We start from the raw sequence: 14,373 nt of genomic DNA, 5'->3' as shown, positions 1-14,373 counted from the left end.
GCGGCGCGGCCGCGTTCAGGAGCGTCGTGCCACCAGTTCGGTGAAAAGGCGATGTTCGCACACCGGGTCGGAGCATTTCTCGCACGACCACTGCCAGCCCTCCCTGGCGCGGCCGGCCGGCCGGCGCGCGGCGGGCGCCTCCGACTGCGCGGCCAGGTTCAGCGCATTCCAGGCATTGGCGAGGCGCTCGCCGCCGCTGCCGTGCACCACCGCGTACGAGACGCCGGCCCGGCCCAGCGCGGCGCGCACCAGCGCATCGACCGGCTCGCGCACATGCGGCCCGTCGCGCTGCAGGCCGTCGGCCACCCAGGGCAGGTCGAGCGCGGTGAGCAGCGTCAAGGCGTAGCCGGCCTGCGCGGCCAGCGCGTCGGCATGGAGCGATCGGTCGTCGAACAGCAGCTCGCTGTAGACCGCGGTCATGAGCGCCGTGGTGTCGGCCACCGCCACGCCCTGCCGCGCGGCCAGCGCGATGCGCCGGCTTTGTTCGGCGGCGATGGCGGCCTGCTCGTCGGGCCGCGGCGTGCGGCCCTCGCGCTCGCACCATTCGCGCAGGTACTCGGGTACCAGGGTGGCGACGATGCCGCGCTGCGTCAGCCGCTCGGTCAGCGCGCCCGCGAGCGCGGTCTTGCCCGTGCTCTCGGCGCCGAGCACCGCGATCACGCAGCCCGCCGACAGCGAGGGCGTCATGCCGCGACCCTCGGCAGGCGCCGCTGCCAGGCCAGGTAGCCCGCCACGCTGAGGGCCGCGAACACCGCATAGAGGCCCACGGTGAGCCACAGCCCCTTGTGGATGAACAAGCCGATGCTCACCGCATTGACCGCGAGCCAGACCAGCCAGTTCTCGATGTACTTGCGCCCCAGCAGGAACTGGCCGACCAGGCTCAGGCCGGTGGCGAAGCCGTCCCACCAGGGCACGTCGGTGTCGGTGAAGCGGCGCAGGAAGAGCGCGACCGCGGGCCAGGCCACGGCGCAGGCGAGCAGCACGAGCGCGATGCCGCGCGGCGACAGCCGCGTCACCCGCAGCGCGCTGCCGTCGGCGCGATGCCCGCGCAGCCACTGGAACCAGCCCCAGAACGCGACGCTGGCGAAGAAGACCTGCAGCGAGGCGTCGCCATAGATGCGGGCCTGCGCGAACACGCCGAAATACAGCAGCGAACTCACGATCGCCAGCGGCCAGCCCCAATGGATCTCGCGCATGTTGCAGCCCACCATGACCAGCGCCAGCGACGCCGCGAGCACCTCGAGCCAACTGGTCGGAGCGCCCCAGAGCAAGAAGGCGGGCGCGGAAAAGAACTCAGGCATCACCGCATTCTGCAAGGAGTGGAGGAGCGAGCCGTGTTCGCGGCAAGCGAAGCGAAGCCCCTTCGTGAAACACCGCGGAACCGGCTTCGCCGGGCCGCCGGTGTTGCCCCCTTGAAAAGGGGGAGGGAGAAGCGACACGAAGTGCGCGGAGCCTGGGGGTTACTTCGTTATTTGTACGAAAACCTCGTCCGGCTTGACCATGCCCAGCTCCTGCCGTGCACGCTCTTCCACCATCTCGAGGCCTTCCTTGAGGTCGTTGACCTCCGAGCCCAGCCGCTCGTTGGCCAGCGCCGCGCGGGCGTTGGCCTCCTTCTGGGCCACCAGCCTGGATTCGAGCCGCGCCACCTCGGGCACGCTCCCGCGCCCGGTCCACAGCTGCCACTGAAGGATCAGCAGCAGCAGGGCCAGGACGATGGGAACGATGCGCGAGCGCATGCGGCGCCGAAGCGGCTCTTAACGCAGGTTGTAGAACGCGCCGCGGCCGGGGTAGCTGGCGATGTCGCCGAGGTCTTCCTCGATGCGCAGCAGCTGGTTGTACTTGGCCGTGCGGTCCGAGCGCGACAGCGAGCCGGTCTTGATCTGGCCGGCGTTGGTGCCCACCGCGATGTCGGCGATGGTGCTGTCCTCGGTCTCGCCCGAACGGTGCGAGATCACGGCGGTGTAGCCCGCGCGCTTGGCCATCTCGATGGCGGCGAAGGTCTCGGTCAGCGTGCCGATCTGGTTGATCTTGATCAGGATCGAGTTGGCGATGCCCTTGTCGATGCCCTCTTGCAGGATCTTGGTGTTGGTGACGAACAGGTCGTCGCCCACCAGCTGCACGCGCTTGCCCAGGCGTTCGGTCAGGTGCTTCCAGCCGTCCCAGTCGCCTTCGTGCATGCCGTCTTCGATGCTGATGATCGGGTACTTGTCGACCCAGGTCTCGAGCATGTCGGTCCAGCTCTCGGCCGACAGCGACAGGTACTCGCCCGACAGCACGTACTTGCCGTCCTTGTAGAACTCGCTCGCGGCGCAGTCCAGGCCCAGGGCGATCTGTTCGCCGGCCACGTAGCCGGCCTTGTCGATCGCCTCGAGGATCAGCTGGATCGCTTCCTCATGGCTGGCCACGCTGGGGGCGAAGCCGCCTTCGTCGCCGACAGCGGTGCTGATGCCGCGGTCGCTCAGGATCTTCTTGAGCGCGTGGAAGGTCTCGGCGCCGTAACGCACCGCTTCGCGGAAGCTCTTGGCGCCCACGGGAATGATCATGAACTCCTGCAGGTCCAGGCTGTTGTTGGCGTGCGCGCCGCCGTTGATGACGTTCATCATCGGCACCGGCAGCTGCATGCCGCCCATGCCGCCGAAGTAGCGGTACAGCGGCAGGCCCGATTCCTCGGCCGCGGCGCGGGCCACGGCCATCGACACCGCCAGCGTGGCGTTGGCGCCCAGGCGGGCCTTGTTCTCGGTGCCGTCGAGGTCAAGCAGCGTGCGGTCCAGGAAGGCCTGTTCCGAGGCGTCGAGGCCCAGCACCGATTCGGAGATCTCGGTGTTGATGTTCTCGACCGCCTTCAGCACGCCCTTGCCGAGATAGCGCTTGGCATCGCCGTCGCGCAGTTCGATCGCTTCACGCGAACCGGTCGATGCGCCCGAAGGCACGGCCGCGCGGCCCATGGTGCCCGATTCGAGCAGCACGTCGCACTCGACGGTGGGGTTGCCGCGGCTGTCGAGAATTTCGCGCCCGACGATGTCAACGATTGCACTCATTTTTTCTCCGATTTAAATAGATTCATCTCGCGCCCACCCTGTGAGGGGCGGGCTGGGAAGGCGGGTGCACGGCACCGCAAGGAGGCGCCTCAGGCCACGCCTTCGACCACGATCATCCGCATGATCGCGGCGCCCTGGCGCGACGCGCGCGCCTTGCCGTATTCGGGGGAGCTGTCGAACTTCTTGGCGGCTTCGACGCTGGGGAACTTGAGCACCACCAGGCGCTCGGGTGTCCAGTCGCCTTCGAGCACTTCGACCTTGCCGCCGCGCACGCAAACCTCGGCCCCATGCGCCTGCATGGCGGCCGTCGACCACTTCTTGTACTCCTCGTACTGGGTCGGATTCGTCACTTCGACGTGGGCGATGATGTAAGCGGTCATCGTGCCCCCACGCGCGTCACTGTCGTGTACTCGCTGCCCCCCGAGGGGGCCTTCGCTTGCTTGAAGCGGTTCGGCGCTGCGCTCATGACTGGAAGATGTCCTCGAGGAATGCGTTCTGCTTGGTGACCCGGTCGAGCGCGACCAGCGTCTCGAGCAGGGCCTTCATGTGCTTGAGCGGCACGGCGTTGGGGCCGTCGCTCAGCGCCTTCGACGGGTCGGGGTGCGTTTCCATGAACAGGCCCGCGACGCCCACCGCCACCGCCGCGCGCGACAGCACCGGCACCATCTCGCGCTGGCCGCCCGAGGTCGTGCCCTGGCCGCCGGGCAGCTGCACCGAGTGGGTCGCGTCGAACACCACCGGCGCGCGGGTCTCGCGCATGATCGCCAGCGAGCGCATGTCCGACACCAGGTTGTTGTAGCCGAAGCTCGCGCCGCGTTCGCAGGCCATGAAGCTGTCCTCGTCGAGGCCGGCCTCGCGCGCCGCCGCACGCGCCTTGTCGATCACGTTCTTCATGTCGTGCGGCGCGAGGAACTGGCCCTTCTTGATGTTGACCGGCTTGCCCGACTGCGCCGCGGCGTGGATGAAGTCGGTCTGGCGGCACAGGAAGGCGGGCGTCTGCAGCACGTCGACCACCTTGGCGGCCTCGGTGATGTCCTCGTGCGTGTGCACGTCGGTCAGCACCGGCAGGTTCAGCTCGCGCTTGACCTTGGCCAGGATCTCCAGGCCCTTGTCGCGGCCCGGGCCGCGGAAGCTGGTGCCCGAGGAGCGGTTGGCCTTGTCGAAGCTGCTCTTGAAGATGAAGGGGATGCCGAGCGCCGAGGTGATTTCCTTCAGCGTGCCGGCGGTGTCCATCTGCAGTTGCTCGGACTCGACCACACAGGGTCCGGCGATCAGGAAGAAGGGCTGGTGCAGCCCGATGTCGAATCCGCAAAGCTTCATGGTGGGTCTTTCCTTCTTCAGGCGACGGACTTCAAGGCCTTCTTGCCCGCGCCCTGGTGGTCGAGCGCGGCCTTGATGAATGCATTGAACAACGGATGACCGCTCCACGGCGTGGACTTGAATTCCGGGTGGAACTGCACGCCGATGAACCAGGGGTGCACGTCGACCGGCAGTTCGACGATCTCGGTCAGGTGCTCGCGCTGCGTGAGCGCCGAGATCACCAGGCCGGCATCGCGCAGCTGGTCGAGGTAGTTGACGTTGGCTTCGTAGCGGTGGCGATGGCGCTCGGTCACCACGTCGCCGTAGATGCTGTGCGCCAGCGTGTCGGGCGAGACGTCGGAGCTCTGCGCGCCCAGGCGCATGGTGCCGCCGAGGTCGGACTTCTCGTTGCGCTTCTTGACCGTGCCGTCGGCGTCCTTCCACTCGGTGATCAGCGCGATCACGGGGGTGGGGGTGTCGGGGTCGAACTCGGTGCTGTTGGCGTTCTTGAGGCCGGCCACGTTGCGCGCGTACTCGATGGTCGCGACCTGCATGCCCAGGCAGATGCCGAGGTAGGGCACCTTGCTCTCGCGGGCGAAGCGGGCGGTGGAGATCTTGCCCTCGACGCCGCGCTGGCCGAAGCCGCCGGGCACCAGGATGGCGTCGTACTTGGCCAGGCGCGAGACGTCCTGCGGCGTGATGGTCTCGGAGTCGACGTACTCGATCTTCACGCGGGCATGGTTCTTCATGCCGGCGTGGCGCAGCGCCTCGTTGACCGACTTGTAGCTGTCCGACAGGTCGACGTACTTGCCGACCATCGCGATGGTGACTTCGCGCTGCGGGTGCTCGACCTCGTAGACCAGGTCGTCCCAGCGCTTGAGCTTGGCCGGCGGCGTGTTGATGCGCAGCTTGTCGCAGATCAGGCCGTCGAGGCCCTGCTCGTGCAGCATGCGCGGCACCTTGTAGATGGTGTCGACGTCCCACATCGAGATCACGCCCCATTCGGGCACGTTCGAGAACAGCGAGATCTTGGCGCGCTCGTCGTCGGGGATCGGGCGGTCGGCGCGGCACAGCAGCACGTCGGCCTGGATGCCGATGGCGCGCAGTTCCTTGGCCGTGTGCTGGGTCGGCTTGGTCTTGAGTTCGCCGGCCGCGGCGATCCAGGGCACGTACGACAGGTGCACGAAGGCCGAGTTGTTGGGGCCGTTGCGCAGGCTCATCTGGCGCACCGCCTCGAGGAAGGGCAGCGACTCGATGTCGCCCACCGTGCCGCCGATCTCGACGATCGCGACGTCGACCTCGTGCGCGGTGTCGATGCCGGCGCCGCGCTTGATGTATTCCTGGATCTCGTTGGTGATGTGCGGGATCACCTGCACGGTCTTGCCGAGGTAGTCGCCGCGGCGTTCCTTCTCGAGGACCGACTTGTAGATCTGGCCGGTCGTGAAGTTGTTGGCCTTGCGCATCCGGGTGTTGATGAAGCGCTCGTAGTGGCCGAGGTCGAGGTCGGTTTCGGCCCCGTCGTCGGTGACGAACACCTCGCCGTGCTGGAACGGCGACATCGTGCCGGGATCGACGTTGATGTACGGATCCAGCTTGATCAGGGTGACGGAGAGGCCGCGCGATTCAAGGATGGCGGCGAGAGAGGCGGAGGCGATTCCCTTGCCCAGGGAAGACACCACACCGCCGGTGACGAAGACGAATTTGGTCATGCCATTTCCAGACTTTTCAGGTCCGGTCAGTGGGAAATGAGGATTATAGGTGGCTGCGGGACGCGATTTCGGTCCGGGCCCAAGTGTCCTTCGCCGTTCTCCGGCGATGCGCCACGTCATTACACTCCCAGCGATATGCAAGACCTCCTTGGCAAACACATCGTTCTCGGGCTCACGGGCGGCATCGCCTGCTACAAATCCGCCGAGCTGTGCCGGCTGTTCGTGAAAGCCGGCGCCACCGTGCAGGTGGTCATGACCGAGGCGGCGACCCAGTTCATGACGCCGGTCACGATGCAGGCGCTGTCGGGCCGCCCGGTCTATGTCTCGCAATGGGATGCGCGCGAAGACAACAACATGCCGCACATCAACCTGAGCCGCGAGGCCGACGCGATCGTGCTGGCGCCGTGCAGCGCGGACTTCATCGCCCGGCTGGCCGAGGGCCGCAGCGACGAGTTGCTGAGCCTGATGTGCCTGGCGCGCCCGATGGACCGGATCCCGCTGCTGATCGCCCCGGCCATGAACCGCGAGATGTGGGCGCACCCCGCGACCCAGCGCAACCTGCAGCAGGTGGCGGCCGACGGCGCGACCATGCTGGGCGTGGGCAGCGGCTGGCAGGCCTGCGGAGAGACCGGCGACGGCCGCATGCTGGAGCCGGCCCAGCTGCTAGAGGACATCACGGCCTTCTTCCATGCCAAGGTGCTGGCCGGCCAGCATGTGCTGGTCACGGCCGGCCCGACCTTCGAGGCGCTGGACCCGATCCGCGGCATCACCAACCATTCGTCCGGCAAGATGGGCTTCGCCATCGCGCGCGCCGCCCGCGAAGCCGGCGCCGAGGTCACGCTGATCGCCGGCCCGGTGCACCTGCCCACGCCGCGCGGCGTGCGCCGGATCGACGTGCTGTCGGCACTGGACATGCTGGCCGCCACCGAGCGCGAGGCGGCGCGAGCCTCGGTCTTCGTCGCCACGGCGGCGGTGGCCGACTGGCGGCCGGCCTCGCACAGCGAGCAGAAGATCAAGAAGGACGGCAGCGGCCTGCCGCCGGTGCTGAACTTCGTCGAGAACCCCGACATCCTCGCGACCGTGGCGCGCAGCCCGCGCGCGGCCAGCGGCGCGCTGTTCTGCGTGGGCTTCGCGGCCGAGAGCGAGAACCTGGCCGCGCATGCCAAGGCCAAGCGCGAGCGCAAGGGTATCCCGCTGCTGGTGGGCAACATCGGTCCGCTGACCTTCGGTCAGGACGACAACAGCCTGCTGCTGGTCGATGCCGAGGGCGTGCGCGAACTGCCGCGCGCCCCCAAACTGCAACTGGCGCGCGAGCTGGTGCTCGAGATCGCGGCCCGACTTCCCAACCGGAGCGCCCCATGAACCTCAATCCGCAATGGAACACGCCGCCGAACGGCGACTTCGCCCGCTATGTGGAGCAGCTGTCGGCCCGCGCCGCGCTGTCGCTGCGCACCGGATCGGCCAATGCGGAGCACGGGCTCGACGTCGGCATGCCGCCCTCGTCCGAACCGCACGCCGCGCTGTCGCCGGGCGCCGTGGCGCCGCGCCGCCGCGGCACGCCGCCACGGCCGGCCGCCATCCCGGGTGGCGGCGATGCCGGCTCGCCCTTCAAGCTGGTGCGCGTGCTGGGCATCGCCTGGCTGCTGGTGCTGGTCGGCATGTTCGTGTTCGACGCGCCCTTCGGTGTGATCCTGCTGGTGCTGGCCGGGGGCTTCTGGCTCGCCAAGCAGCTGCGCCATCGCCTGCTGCCGGTGGGCGTGACCAGCTGGAGCCAGTGGGCGCAGGAAGCGGCCCGCAACGCGGCCGAGAAGCAAAGACAACAACAGCAGCAGCAAGGCAAGTGAAGAAGTGAACGTCGACGTCCGAATCCTCGATCCGCGCATGGCGGACCAACTCCCGGCTTACGCCACCCCCGGCAGCGCGGGGCTCGACCTGCGCGCCTGCCTCGATGCGCCCATCACGCTGGAGCCCAACGGCTGGCAGCTGGTGGGCACCGGCATCGCGGTGCACCTGGCCGATCCCAGCTATGCGGCGCTGATCCTGCCGCGCTCCGGCCTGGGCCACAAGCACGGCATCGTGCTGGGCAACCTGGTCGGCCTGATCGACAGCGACTACCAGGGCGAACTGAAGATCAGCGCCTGGAACCGCAGCAACACCGCCTTCGTGCTGCAGCCCATGGAGCGGCTGGCGCAGCTGGTGATCGTGCCGGTCATGCAGGCCCAATTCAACGTGGTGAGCAGCTTCGAAGCCAGTGCGCGCGGCGAGGGCGGCTACGGTTCCACCGGCCGCGCCTGAGCCCGCCTGTAGGCGCGGGCCTGCGCCCGCTGCTTGGTTTCGCTCGCGTAAAGATCGGAACTCGCGGCAGGGCCGCTTTCTCGAAGTTTCGAGATGATGGTTGAATGGCAACAGCGTCCGCGGTCATCCTGACGGACCGTGGCGCGTTGCACAGAAGGCCGTCGTCGGCCCGCAGCCAAAGCTCATAACCACATGCGTGGAGCACGAAACATGAAGAAACAACTTCGCATCCTTTCCCTCACAGCCGGCGTGCTGGCCCTGGCCACGCTGACCGCCTGTGTGGCACCGCAGCCGGTCTACGAGACCAGCCGCTACCCCTACCAGCCCCATGTCCAGCCGGCCTACGCGGCGCCGCAGCCTTATGGCGAGTACGGCCGCATCGTCAACATCGAGGTGGTGCGCAGCGAATCCTCCGGTGCCGCCCCTTCGGGCGGTGGCGCGGTGGCGGGCGGCCTGATCGGCGGCGTGGTCGGCAACCAGTTCGGTCACGGCGGTGGCCGCGCGGCCGCGACGGCGCTGGGCATCGTGGGTGGCGCCTTGCTGGGCAACACCGTCGAGGCGAACGCCAATGCACCGCGCGCCTACCAGAGCTACCGCATCTCGGTCCAGACCGAGCGCGGTGGCTACCGTGCCTTCGACGTGCCCACGCCCGGCGAGCTGCGGGTGGGGGACCGGGTGGTGATCAACAACGGTCAGATCTCGAGGTATTAGCCCACCCCCGAAGCGGCGCACTTCGTGTCGCCGCCTCCCCCTCGAGGGGGCGATACCAGCGGCCCGGCCGAGCCGGTTCCGCGGTATCACGGACCCACCCCCGATGCGCCTTCGGCGCCTCCCCCTCAAGGGGGCGATACCGGTGGCCCGGCGAAGCCGGTTCCACGGTATCCCTGGAACACAAAAGCCCCGCATGCGGGGCTTTTGGCTTTTTTGGGGTGCTGGCTGTTTCTCAGTGCAGGGTGTCGTTGCCGGGGGTGGTGCTGGCGAGCTTGAAGAAGCCGGTGCCGGCGGAGCCGCGGCCGATTTCTTCTTCGGTGGCTTCGCGCACCGAGCGCACCGTGAGGTCCAGGCGCAGCGCGATGCCGGCCAGGGGGTGGTTGCCGTCGAGCACCAGGTGGTCGGGGTAGACCTCGGCGACGGTGTAGATCGCGTCTTTCACGATGTCGGGGTTGACCCCGGCCGGCAGGGCCGCGCCGTCGAAGGTCATGCCTTCGTCGGTGCCTTCGGGGAACAGCGCGCGCGGCTCGAGGAACAGCAGCTGGTCGTTGAAGTCGCCGAAAGCCTGTTCGGGTTCGAGCTGCAGTTGCACCCGGGCGCCCGGCTCATGGCCCTGAAGCACGGCCTCGATCGCATCGAAGAGATCGTCGCCGCCCACCAGGAACTCCACCGGTTCGTCGAGCACGTCCAGCACGTCGCCGAGGGTGTCCTTGATCGTCCATGTGAGGCCGACCACGCATTGTTCAGAAATTTCCATTGCAGAATTCTCCCATGGACCTTCATTCCCCTCTACCGCTCCTGGGCGGACTCACGCCGGCGCAATTCATGCGCCGCCATTGGCAGAAAAAACCCTTGCTGGTGCGCCAGGCCGTGCCCGGCATGCTGCCGCCGGTCGAACGCGGCGCGTTGTTCGCGCTGGCCGGCTCGGAAGACGTGGAGTCGCGGCTGGTGCGCCAGACGGCCAAGGGCTGGTCGCTGCGCCACGGTCCCTTCCCGCGGCGCGCGCTGCCGCCGCTGCAGCAGCCGGGCTGGTCGCTGCTGGTGCAGGGCGTGGACCTGCACCACGAGGGCGCGCATGCACTGATGCGGCAGTTCGGCTTCCTGCCCGACGCGCGGCTCGACGACCTGATGATCAGCTACGCCAGCGACACCGGCGGCGTGGGCCCGCATTTCGACAGCTACGACGTGTTCCTGCTGCAGGCCAGCGGCCGGCGCCGCTGGTCGATCGGCCGCCAGCGCGACCTTGAACTGCAGCCCGGCGTGCCGCTCAAGATCCTGCAGAACTTCGAGCCCGAAGAGAGCTTCGTGCTCGAGCCGGGCGACATGCTCTACCTGCCGCCGCGCTACGCGCACGACGGCGTGGCGATGGGCGACGACTGCATGACCTGCTCGATCGGCCTGCGCTCGCCGGCCGCCGCGCCACTGGGCGCCGACCTGCTGGCGCGCATCGCCGAGGCCCAGGCCGACGAACTGCAGGACATCCCCGCAGTGCACTACCGCGACCCCTCGCAGGAGGCGGTGGACCGCCCCGCGGCCATGCCGACCGAGTTGCAAACCTTCGCGCGCAAGGCGGTCGAGGCCGCGCTGCGCGACCCCGATGCGATCGACCGCGCGCTGGGCGAATCGATGACCGAGCCCAAGTCCAACGTGTGGTTCGATGCGGGCGAACTGCCCGAGCGGCTCGAGGGCGTGCGGCTCGACCGGCGCACGCGCATGCTCTACGACGCGCGCCATCTCTACATCAACGGCGAGAGCTTCCGCGCGGGCGGCCGCGATGCGACGCTGATGCGCCGGCTGGCCGACCAGCGCGGGCTCGATGCGCGCGATCTGTCGCGTGCCAGCGAGGATGCGTTGGCGCTGCTCGGTGACTGGTGCGAAGCCGGGTGGGCCCATGCCGTCTGACACGGCCCTGCCGGACGGTCCCTTCGACGGCCGCCAGGCCTTCGACGCGGCGTTGAAGGCCGCACTGGACGCGGCCGCCGGCGAGGGCTGGCGCGAGATCGTGTTCAGCGACCCCGACTTCGCCGACTGGCCCCTGGGCGAGCGCGCCAGCATCGCGGCGCTGCAGGCCTGGGCCGCGAGCGGGCGCCGCCTCGTGCTGCTGGCCGAGGGCTTCGGCGTCTTCGATCGCGCGCATGCGCGCTTCGTCGAATGGCGCCGGCTCTGGAGCCACATCGTCGAGGCCCGGGCCTGCAGCGGCAGCGGCGCGCCTGCCGTGCCCAGCGCGGTGTGGACGCCGGACTGGTCGCTGCACCGCATCGACCCCGAGCGCAGCCGCGGCGTGTGCAGCCGCCAGCCCGAGCGCCGGCGCGCGCTGCGCGAGCGCATCGACGAATGTTGGAGACAGTCGCGGCCGGCCTTCGCCGCCTCCACGCTGGGCTTGTAAGCCGAGGCCGCGCTCACATTTGGAAGCACCGATGCCGGCCTAGAATTTTTGTTCCTGTCCATCGTTCCAAAGGAGATAGCAATGAACAAGTCCGTCCTGCTCGCCGCCGTGATCGCTGCCGCCGCGCTCAGCGCCTGTGGCAAGAAAGAGGAGCCGGCGCCCGCGGTCGTGACCCCGCCGCCCGCGGCCGTGACGCCGGCACCGGCATCGCCCAGCACGCCACCCGCCGGCACCATGGCACCGTCCGCCTCGGATCCGGCCGCGGCCACGCCGTCGCCCTCGGCTTCCTCGGCGCTCGATGCCGCCAACGCCGCGACCGAAGCGGCGCGCAACGCCGCCTCCGCGCCCAAGTGATCCACCCCGCATGAAAAAGCCCGCCCGGTGCGAACCGGGCGGGCTTTTTCATGCGGGCGACGGGTGGCTCAGGACGGGTCCTTGCCCCGCGTGCGGCCGACCGCGCTGAAGATGCCGATCCCCAGCACGATGAGGGCGCCGATGCCGATGTACAGCGTGGGCACGCCGGCCACCGAGGCACCCCAGACGAGGCCGGCCAGGAAGATCAGGAAACCGATCATGTAGAGCGCGAAAGACATGGTTCTCTCTCCTTAAAAGGTGAGCCAGCCTGCCTGCCCCGGCGCGCCGCGGACCGGCGCCTTCGTCGCCAATCCGTGTGGGAGGCTGCTTACCGCGAAGCCGTCGCGCCCTGTTCCTGGCTGGCCGCGTCGAGCAGCGCGATCGAGGCCGCATCGAGCTTCAGGGTGGCGGCGCGCGTGAGCTCGTCGAGCTGCGCGACCGAGGTCGCGCTGGCGATCGGCGCGGTGATGCCCGGGCGTGCGATCTGCCAGGCGATGGCCGCCTGCGCGGGCGTCACGCCGTGCGTCTTCGCCACGCCGTCGAGCGCGCCGAGGATGCGCAGGCCGCGTTCGTTGAGGTACTTCTTGGTCGTGTTGGCGCCGCGCGCGCTCTTGGCCGCATCGGCCTCGCTGCGGTACTTGCCGGTGAGGAAGCCGGCCGCGAGCGCGTAGAAGTTGATCACGCCCACGCCGCGTTCGACGCACAAGGGTTCGAGCGCCTCCTCGAACACTGCGCGGTCGTAGAGGTTGTAGAGCGGCTGCAGGCTCTCGTAGCGCGGGATGCCCAGCCGCTCGGACACGTCCAGCGCCTCGGCCAGGCGCGGCGCCGTGAAGTTCGAGGCGCCGATGGCGCGCACCTTGCCGGCCTTGATCAGCGCGGCGAAGGCTTCGAGCGTTTCTTCCAGCGGCGTGTTCGCATCGTCGTCGTGCGACTGGTAGAGGTCGATGTGGTCGGTCTTGAGCCGCTGCAGCGAAGCGTCGACCGCCTCGCGGATGTAGGCCGCCGAGAGTCCCACCTTGTCGTCGCCCATCGGCTTGCCGACCTTGGTTGCCAGCACCACGCGGTTGCGCTTGCCGCTCTGGCGGAACCACTTGCCGATGATCGTCTCCGACTCGCCGCCCGTGTGGCCGGGCACCCAGCGCGAGTAGACGTCGGCGGTGTCGACGAAGTTGAAGCCGGCGTCGAGCCAGGCGTCGAGCAGCCGGAAGGACTGGGCCTCGTCCACGGTCCAGCCGAAGACGTTGCCGCCGAAGGCGAGGGGCGAGACCTGCAGGTCGGAACGGCCGAGGGCGCGAAGTTGCATGGGTGTTCTCCTTGGGGGTTGAATCAGACGAAGCCGACGGCGCCGAGCAGCGCACCCGCGCCCAGCAGCCACAGCAGGTGAAGGCGCGTGCGCCAGACGATCAGGGCCGCGACGCCCGCGAGCAGCCACAGGTGCCAGGCGGGCGCCTGGCCGGTGCTGTTGCCCGAGGCCAGCACCCAGCCGGTGGCGATCAGCAGGCCCACCACCACCGGTCCCATGCCCTGCTTGAAGGCGCGCACCGCGCGCCGCTCGCGGTTGCGGTGGCCCCAGCGCGTGGCCAGGTAGGTGAGGGTGGTGCTGGGCAGCATGATGCCGACCATCGTGACCGCCAGCCCGAACAGGCCCAGCAGCCAGGCCTTCGGTCCGGCCGCGATGCCGCCGCCCGCGTTGAGCCCGACGTTCCAGCCCATCAGCGCCACGAAGAGCACGTTCGGTCCGGGCGCGGCCTGCGCGATCGCGACCGAGGAGGTGAACTGCGCGTCGGTGAGCCAGCGGTGCTGCTCGACCAGGTAGCGGTGCATGTCGGGCACGGTGGTGATGGCGCCGCTGATCGAGAGCATCGACAGCATCAGGTACTGCGCGAACAGCGCGAGCCAGTCGTGCCAGTGCATCGTGATGCTCATCGGCCGAGCCTTCGCCAGGTCTCGCCGCAGGCAATGCCGCCCACGAAGATCAGCACCCAGCCCAGCGGGATGCGCACCAGCGCGATGGCCGCGAACACGATGCCGACGATGGCCAGGCACAGGCCGAAGCCCAGCGGGTTGCGGCGCAGCGGCGCGATCAGCTTGATGCCGGTGGCGGCGATCAGCCCGCCGGCCACCGCGCCCATGCCGCGCAGTGCGCCCGCGACCTGCGGGTTGCCCGCGAAGTGCGCATAGAGCACGGCGAGCGCGAGGATCACGAACAGCGGCACGGTCAGCATGCCCGCCAGCGCCGCGGCCGCGCCGCGCAGGCCGAAGTAGCGGTCGCCGATCATCACCGCGAGATTGATCACATTGGGCCCGGGCAGCACCTGGGCCACGGCCCAGTCCTCGAGGAATTCGTCGGGCGTGAGCCACTTCTTCTTTTCCACCATCTCGCGCTGCACGATGGTCAGCACGCCGCCGAAGCCCTGCAGCGCCAGCCAGGTGAAGGACAGGAAGAGGTCGCGCGGCGATTGCGGCCGGGGGCGCTCGGGCGCCGCGGCCACGTCCGGTGAGGGCGGGTGCATGGCGGCGATTATCGGCGCGGATGTGCGAGCCTGCAGGCCGGTGCCACGACAGGCATTGCGCCGACAGG

Annotated in this window: 19 protein-coding genes; 7 read left to right on the top strand and 12 right to left on the bottom strand. The window is 69.0% G+C overall.

Annotation, left to right across the window (positions count from 1 at the left end; genetic code table 11):
- Positions 1 to 15: 15 nt before the first annotated feature.
- The 7 genes from QTI20_RS18785 to pyrG all read right to left on the bottom strand — a co-directional run bounded on the left by QTI20_RS18785 (position 16) and on the right by pyrG (position 6,046).
- The gene (locus QTI20_RS18785) at positions 16 to 687 is read right to left on the bottom strand and encodes an AAA family ATPase (RefSeq protein WP_286553028.1); all 672 of its coding nucleotides are present in this window, start codon (positions 685 to 687) and stop codon (positions 16 to 18) included.
- The gene (gene pnuC, locus QTI20_RS18780; RefSeq protein ID WP_286553025.1) at positions 684 to 1,301 is read right to left on the bottom strand and encodes a nicotinamide riboside transporter PnuC; all 618 of its coding nucleotides are present in this window, start codon (positions 1,299 to 1,301) and stop codon (positions 684 to 686) included. Before pnuC ends, QTI20_RS18785 begins: the two co-directional genes overlap by 4 nt.
- Before the next feature lie 159 nt (positions 1,302 to 1,460).
- Complete coding sequence (locus tag QTI20_RS18775; protein WP_286553022.1) at positions 1,461 to 1,736, bottom strand: septum formation initiator family protein; 276 nt, start codon at positions 1,734 to 1,736, stop codon at positions 1,461 to 1,463.
- A gap of 18 nt (positions 1,737 to 1,754) precedes the next feature.
- Positions 1,755 to 3,038 carry a phosphopyruvate hydratase gene (gene eno / locus QTI20_RS18770; RefSeq protein ID WP_183026251.1) on the bottom strand — a complete coding sequence of 428 codons (1,284 nt, stop codon included), beginning with the start codon at positions 3,036 to 3,038 and terminating at the stop codon, positions 1,755 to 1,757.
- Positions 3,039 to 3,127: 89 nt separating this feature from the next.
- Positions 3,128 to 3,418, bottom strand: coding sequence for a DUF1330 domain-containing protein (locus QTI20_RS18765; protein ID WP_286553020.1), 291 nt, complete (start codon positions 3,416 to 3,418; stop codon positions 3,128 to 3,130).
- 82 nt (positions 3,419 to 3,500) lie between these two features.
- A complete protein-coding gene (kdsA, locus tag QTI20_RS18760) occupies positions 3,501 to 4,358 on the bottom strand; it encodes a 3-deoxy-8-phosphooctulonate synthase (protein WP_286553019.1) in 858 nt (285 codons plus the stop codon).
- A gap of 17 nt (positions 4,359 to 4,375) precedes the next feature.
- Complete coding sequence (gene pyrG / locus QTI20_RS18755; protein ID WP_183026254.1) at positions 4,376 to 6,046, bottom strand: CTP synthase; 1,671 nt, start codon at positions 6,044 to 6,046, stop codon at positions 4,376 to 4,378.
- 135 nt (positions 6,047 to 6,181) lie between these two features.
- Here pyrG and coaBC point away from each other — a divergent pair, with 135 nt between their 5' ends.
- From coaBC to QTI20_RS18735, 4 genes are all read left to right on the top strand, one after another.
- The gene (coaBC, locus tag QTI20_RS18750; RefSeq protein ID WP_286553017.1) at positions 6,182 to 7,408 is read left to right on the top strand and encodes a bifunctional phosphopantothenoylcysteine decarboxylase/phosphopantothenate--cysteine ligase CoaBC; all 1,227 of its coding nucleotides are present in this window, start codon (positions 6,182 to 6,184) and stop codon (positions 7,406 to 7,408) included.
- Positions 7,405 to 7,890, top strand: coding sequence for a hypothetical protein (locus QTI20_RS18745; RefSeq protein ID WP_286553015.1), 486 nt, complete (start codon positions 7,405 to 7,407; stop codon positions 7,888 to 7,890). The genes coaBC and QTI20_RS18745 overlap by 4 nt, the downstream gene beginning before the upstream one ends.
- 4 nt (positions 7,891 to 7,894) lie before the next feature.
- A complete protein-coding gene (gene dut / locus QTI20_RS18740; RefSeq protein WP_286553014.1) occupies positions 7,895 to 8,341 on the top strand; it encodes a dUTP diphosphatase in 447 nt (148 codons plus the stop codon).
- Between the two features lie 210 nt (positions 8,342 to 8,551).
- Complete coding sequence (locus tag QTI20_RS18735) at positions 8,552 to 9,052, top strand: outer membrane lipoprotein (RefSeq protein WP_183026258.1); 501 nt, start codon at positions 8,552 to 8,554, stop codon at positions 9,050 to 9,052.
- Positions 9,053 to 9,284: 232 nt separating this feature from the next.
- Here the strand turns inward: QTI20_RS18735 and QTI20_RS18730 are convergent, their stop codons facing one another.
- Entirely contained in the window at positions 9,285 to 9,809 is a 525-nt protein-coding gene (locus QTI20_RS18730; RefSeq protein ID WP_286553010.1) for an FKBP-type peptidyl-prolyl cis-trans isomerase, read from the bottom strand.
- 14 nt (positions 9,810 to 9,823) lie between these two features.
- On the opposite strand from QTI20_RS18730, the gene QTI20_RS18725 reads away from it, so the two are divergent.
- The 3 genes from QTI20_RS18725 (at position 9,824) to QTI20_RS18715 (ending at position 11,792) form a co-directional block, all read left to right on the top strand.
- Positions 9,824 to 10,954 (top strand): JmjC domain-containing protein, encoded by a 1,131-nt coding sequence (locus tag QTI20_RS18725; RefSeq protein WP_286553009.1) that lies wholly within the window; start codon positions 9,824 to 9,826, stop codon positions 10,952 to 10,954.
- On the top strand, positions 10,944 to 11,438 hold the full coding sequence (locus tag QTI20_RS18720; RefSeq protein WP_286553007.1) for a hypothetical protein: 495 nt from the start codon (positions 10,944 to 10,946) through the stop codon (positions 11,436 to 11,438). The genes QTI20_RS18725 and QTI20_RS18720 overlap by 11 nt, the downstream gene beginning before the upstream one ends.
- 81 nt (positions 11,439 to 11,519) lie before the next feature.
- The gene (locus QTI20_RS18715; RefSeq protein WP_220811895.1) at positions 11,520 to 11,792 is read left to right on the top strand and encodes a hypothetical protein; all 273 of its coding nucleotides are present in this window, start codon (positions 11,520 to 11,522) and stop codon (positions 11,790 to 11,792) included.
- A gap of 68 nt (positions 11,793 to 11,860) precedes the next feature.
- Here the strand turns inward: QTI20_RS18715 and QTI20_RS18710 are convergent, their stop codons facing one another.
- The 4 genes from QTI20_RS18710 to QTI20_RS18695 all read right to left on the bottom strand — a co-directional run bounded on the left by QTI20_RS18710 (position 11,861) and on the right by QTI20_RS18695 (position 14,305).
- Complete coding sequence (locus QTI20_RS18710) at positions 11,861 to 12,031, bottom strand: hypothetical protein (RefSeq protein WP_183026262.1); 171 nt, start codon at positions 12,029 to 12,031, stop codon at positions 11,861 to 11,863.
- Between the two features lie 89 nt (positions 12,032 to 12,120).
- The gene (locus tag QTI20_RS18705; protein WP_286553005.1) at positions 12,121 to 13,095 is read right to left on the bottom strand and encodes an aldo/keto reductase; all 975 of its coding nucleotides are present in this window, start codon (positions 13,093 to 13,095) and stop codon (positions 12,121 to 12,123) included.
- 23 nt (positions 13,096 to 13,118) lie between these two features.
- The gene (locus tag QTI20_RS18700) at positions 13,119 to 13,718 is read right to left on the bottom strand and encodes a chromate transporter (protein WP_286553004.1); all 600 of its coding nucleotides are present in this window, start codon (positions 13,716 to 13,718) and stop codon (positions 13,119 to 13,121) included.
- Positions 13,715 to 14,305, bottom strand: a complete 591-nt coding sequence (locus QTI20_RS18695; RefSeq protein WP_286553002.1) for a chromate transporter — start codon at positions 14,303 to 14,305, stop codon at positions 13,715 to 13,717. Before QTI20_RS18695 ends, QTI20_RS18700 begins: the two co-directional genes overlap by 4 nt.
- Between the last annotated feature and the right edge of the window lie 68 nt (positions 14,306 to 14,373).

The sequence above is a fragment of the Variovorax sp. J2P1-31 genome, from assembly GCF_030317215.1.
Classification (GTDB): Bacteria; Pseudomonadota; Gammaproteobacteria; order Burkholderiales; family Burkholderiaceae_C; genus Variovorax.
This window is presented reverse-complemented; position numbering and strand designations above follow the sequence as displayed.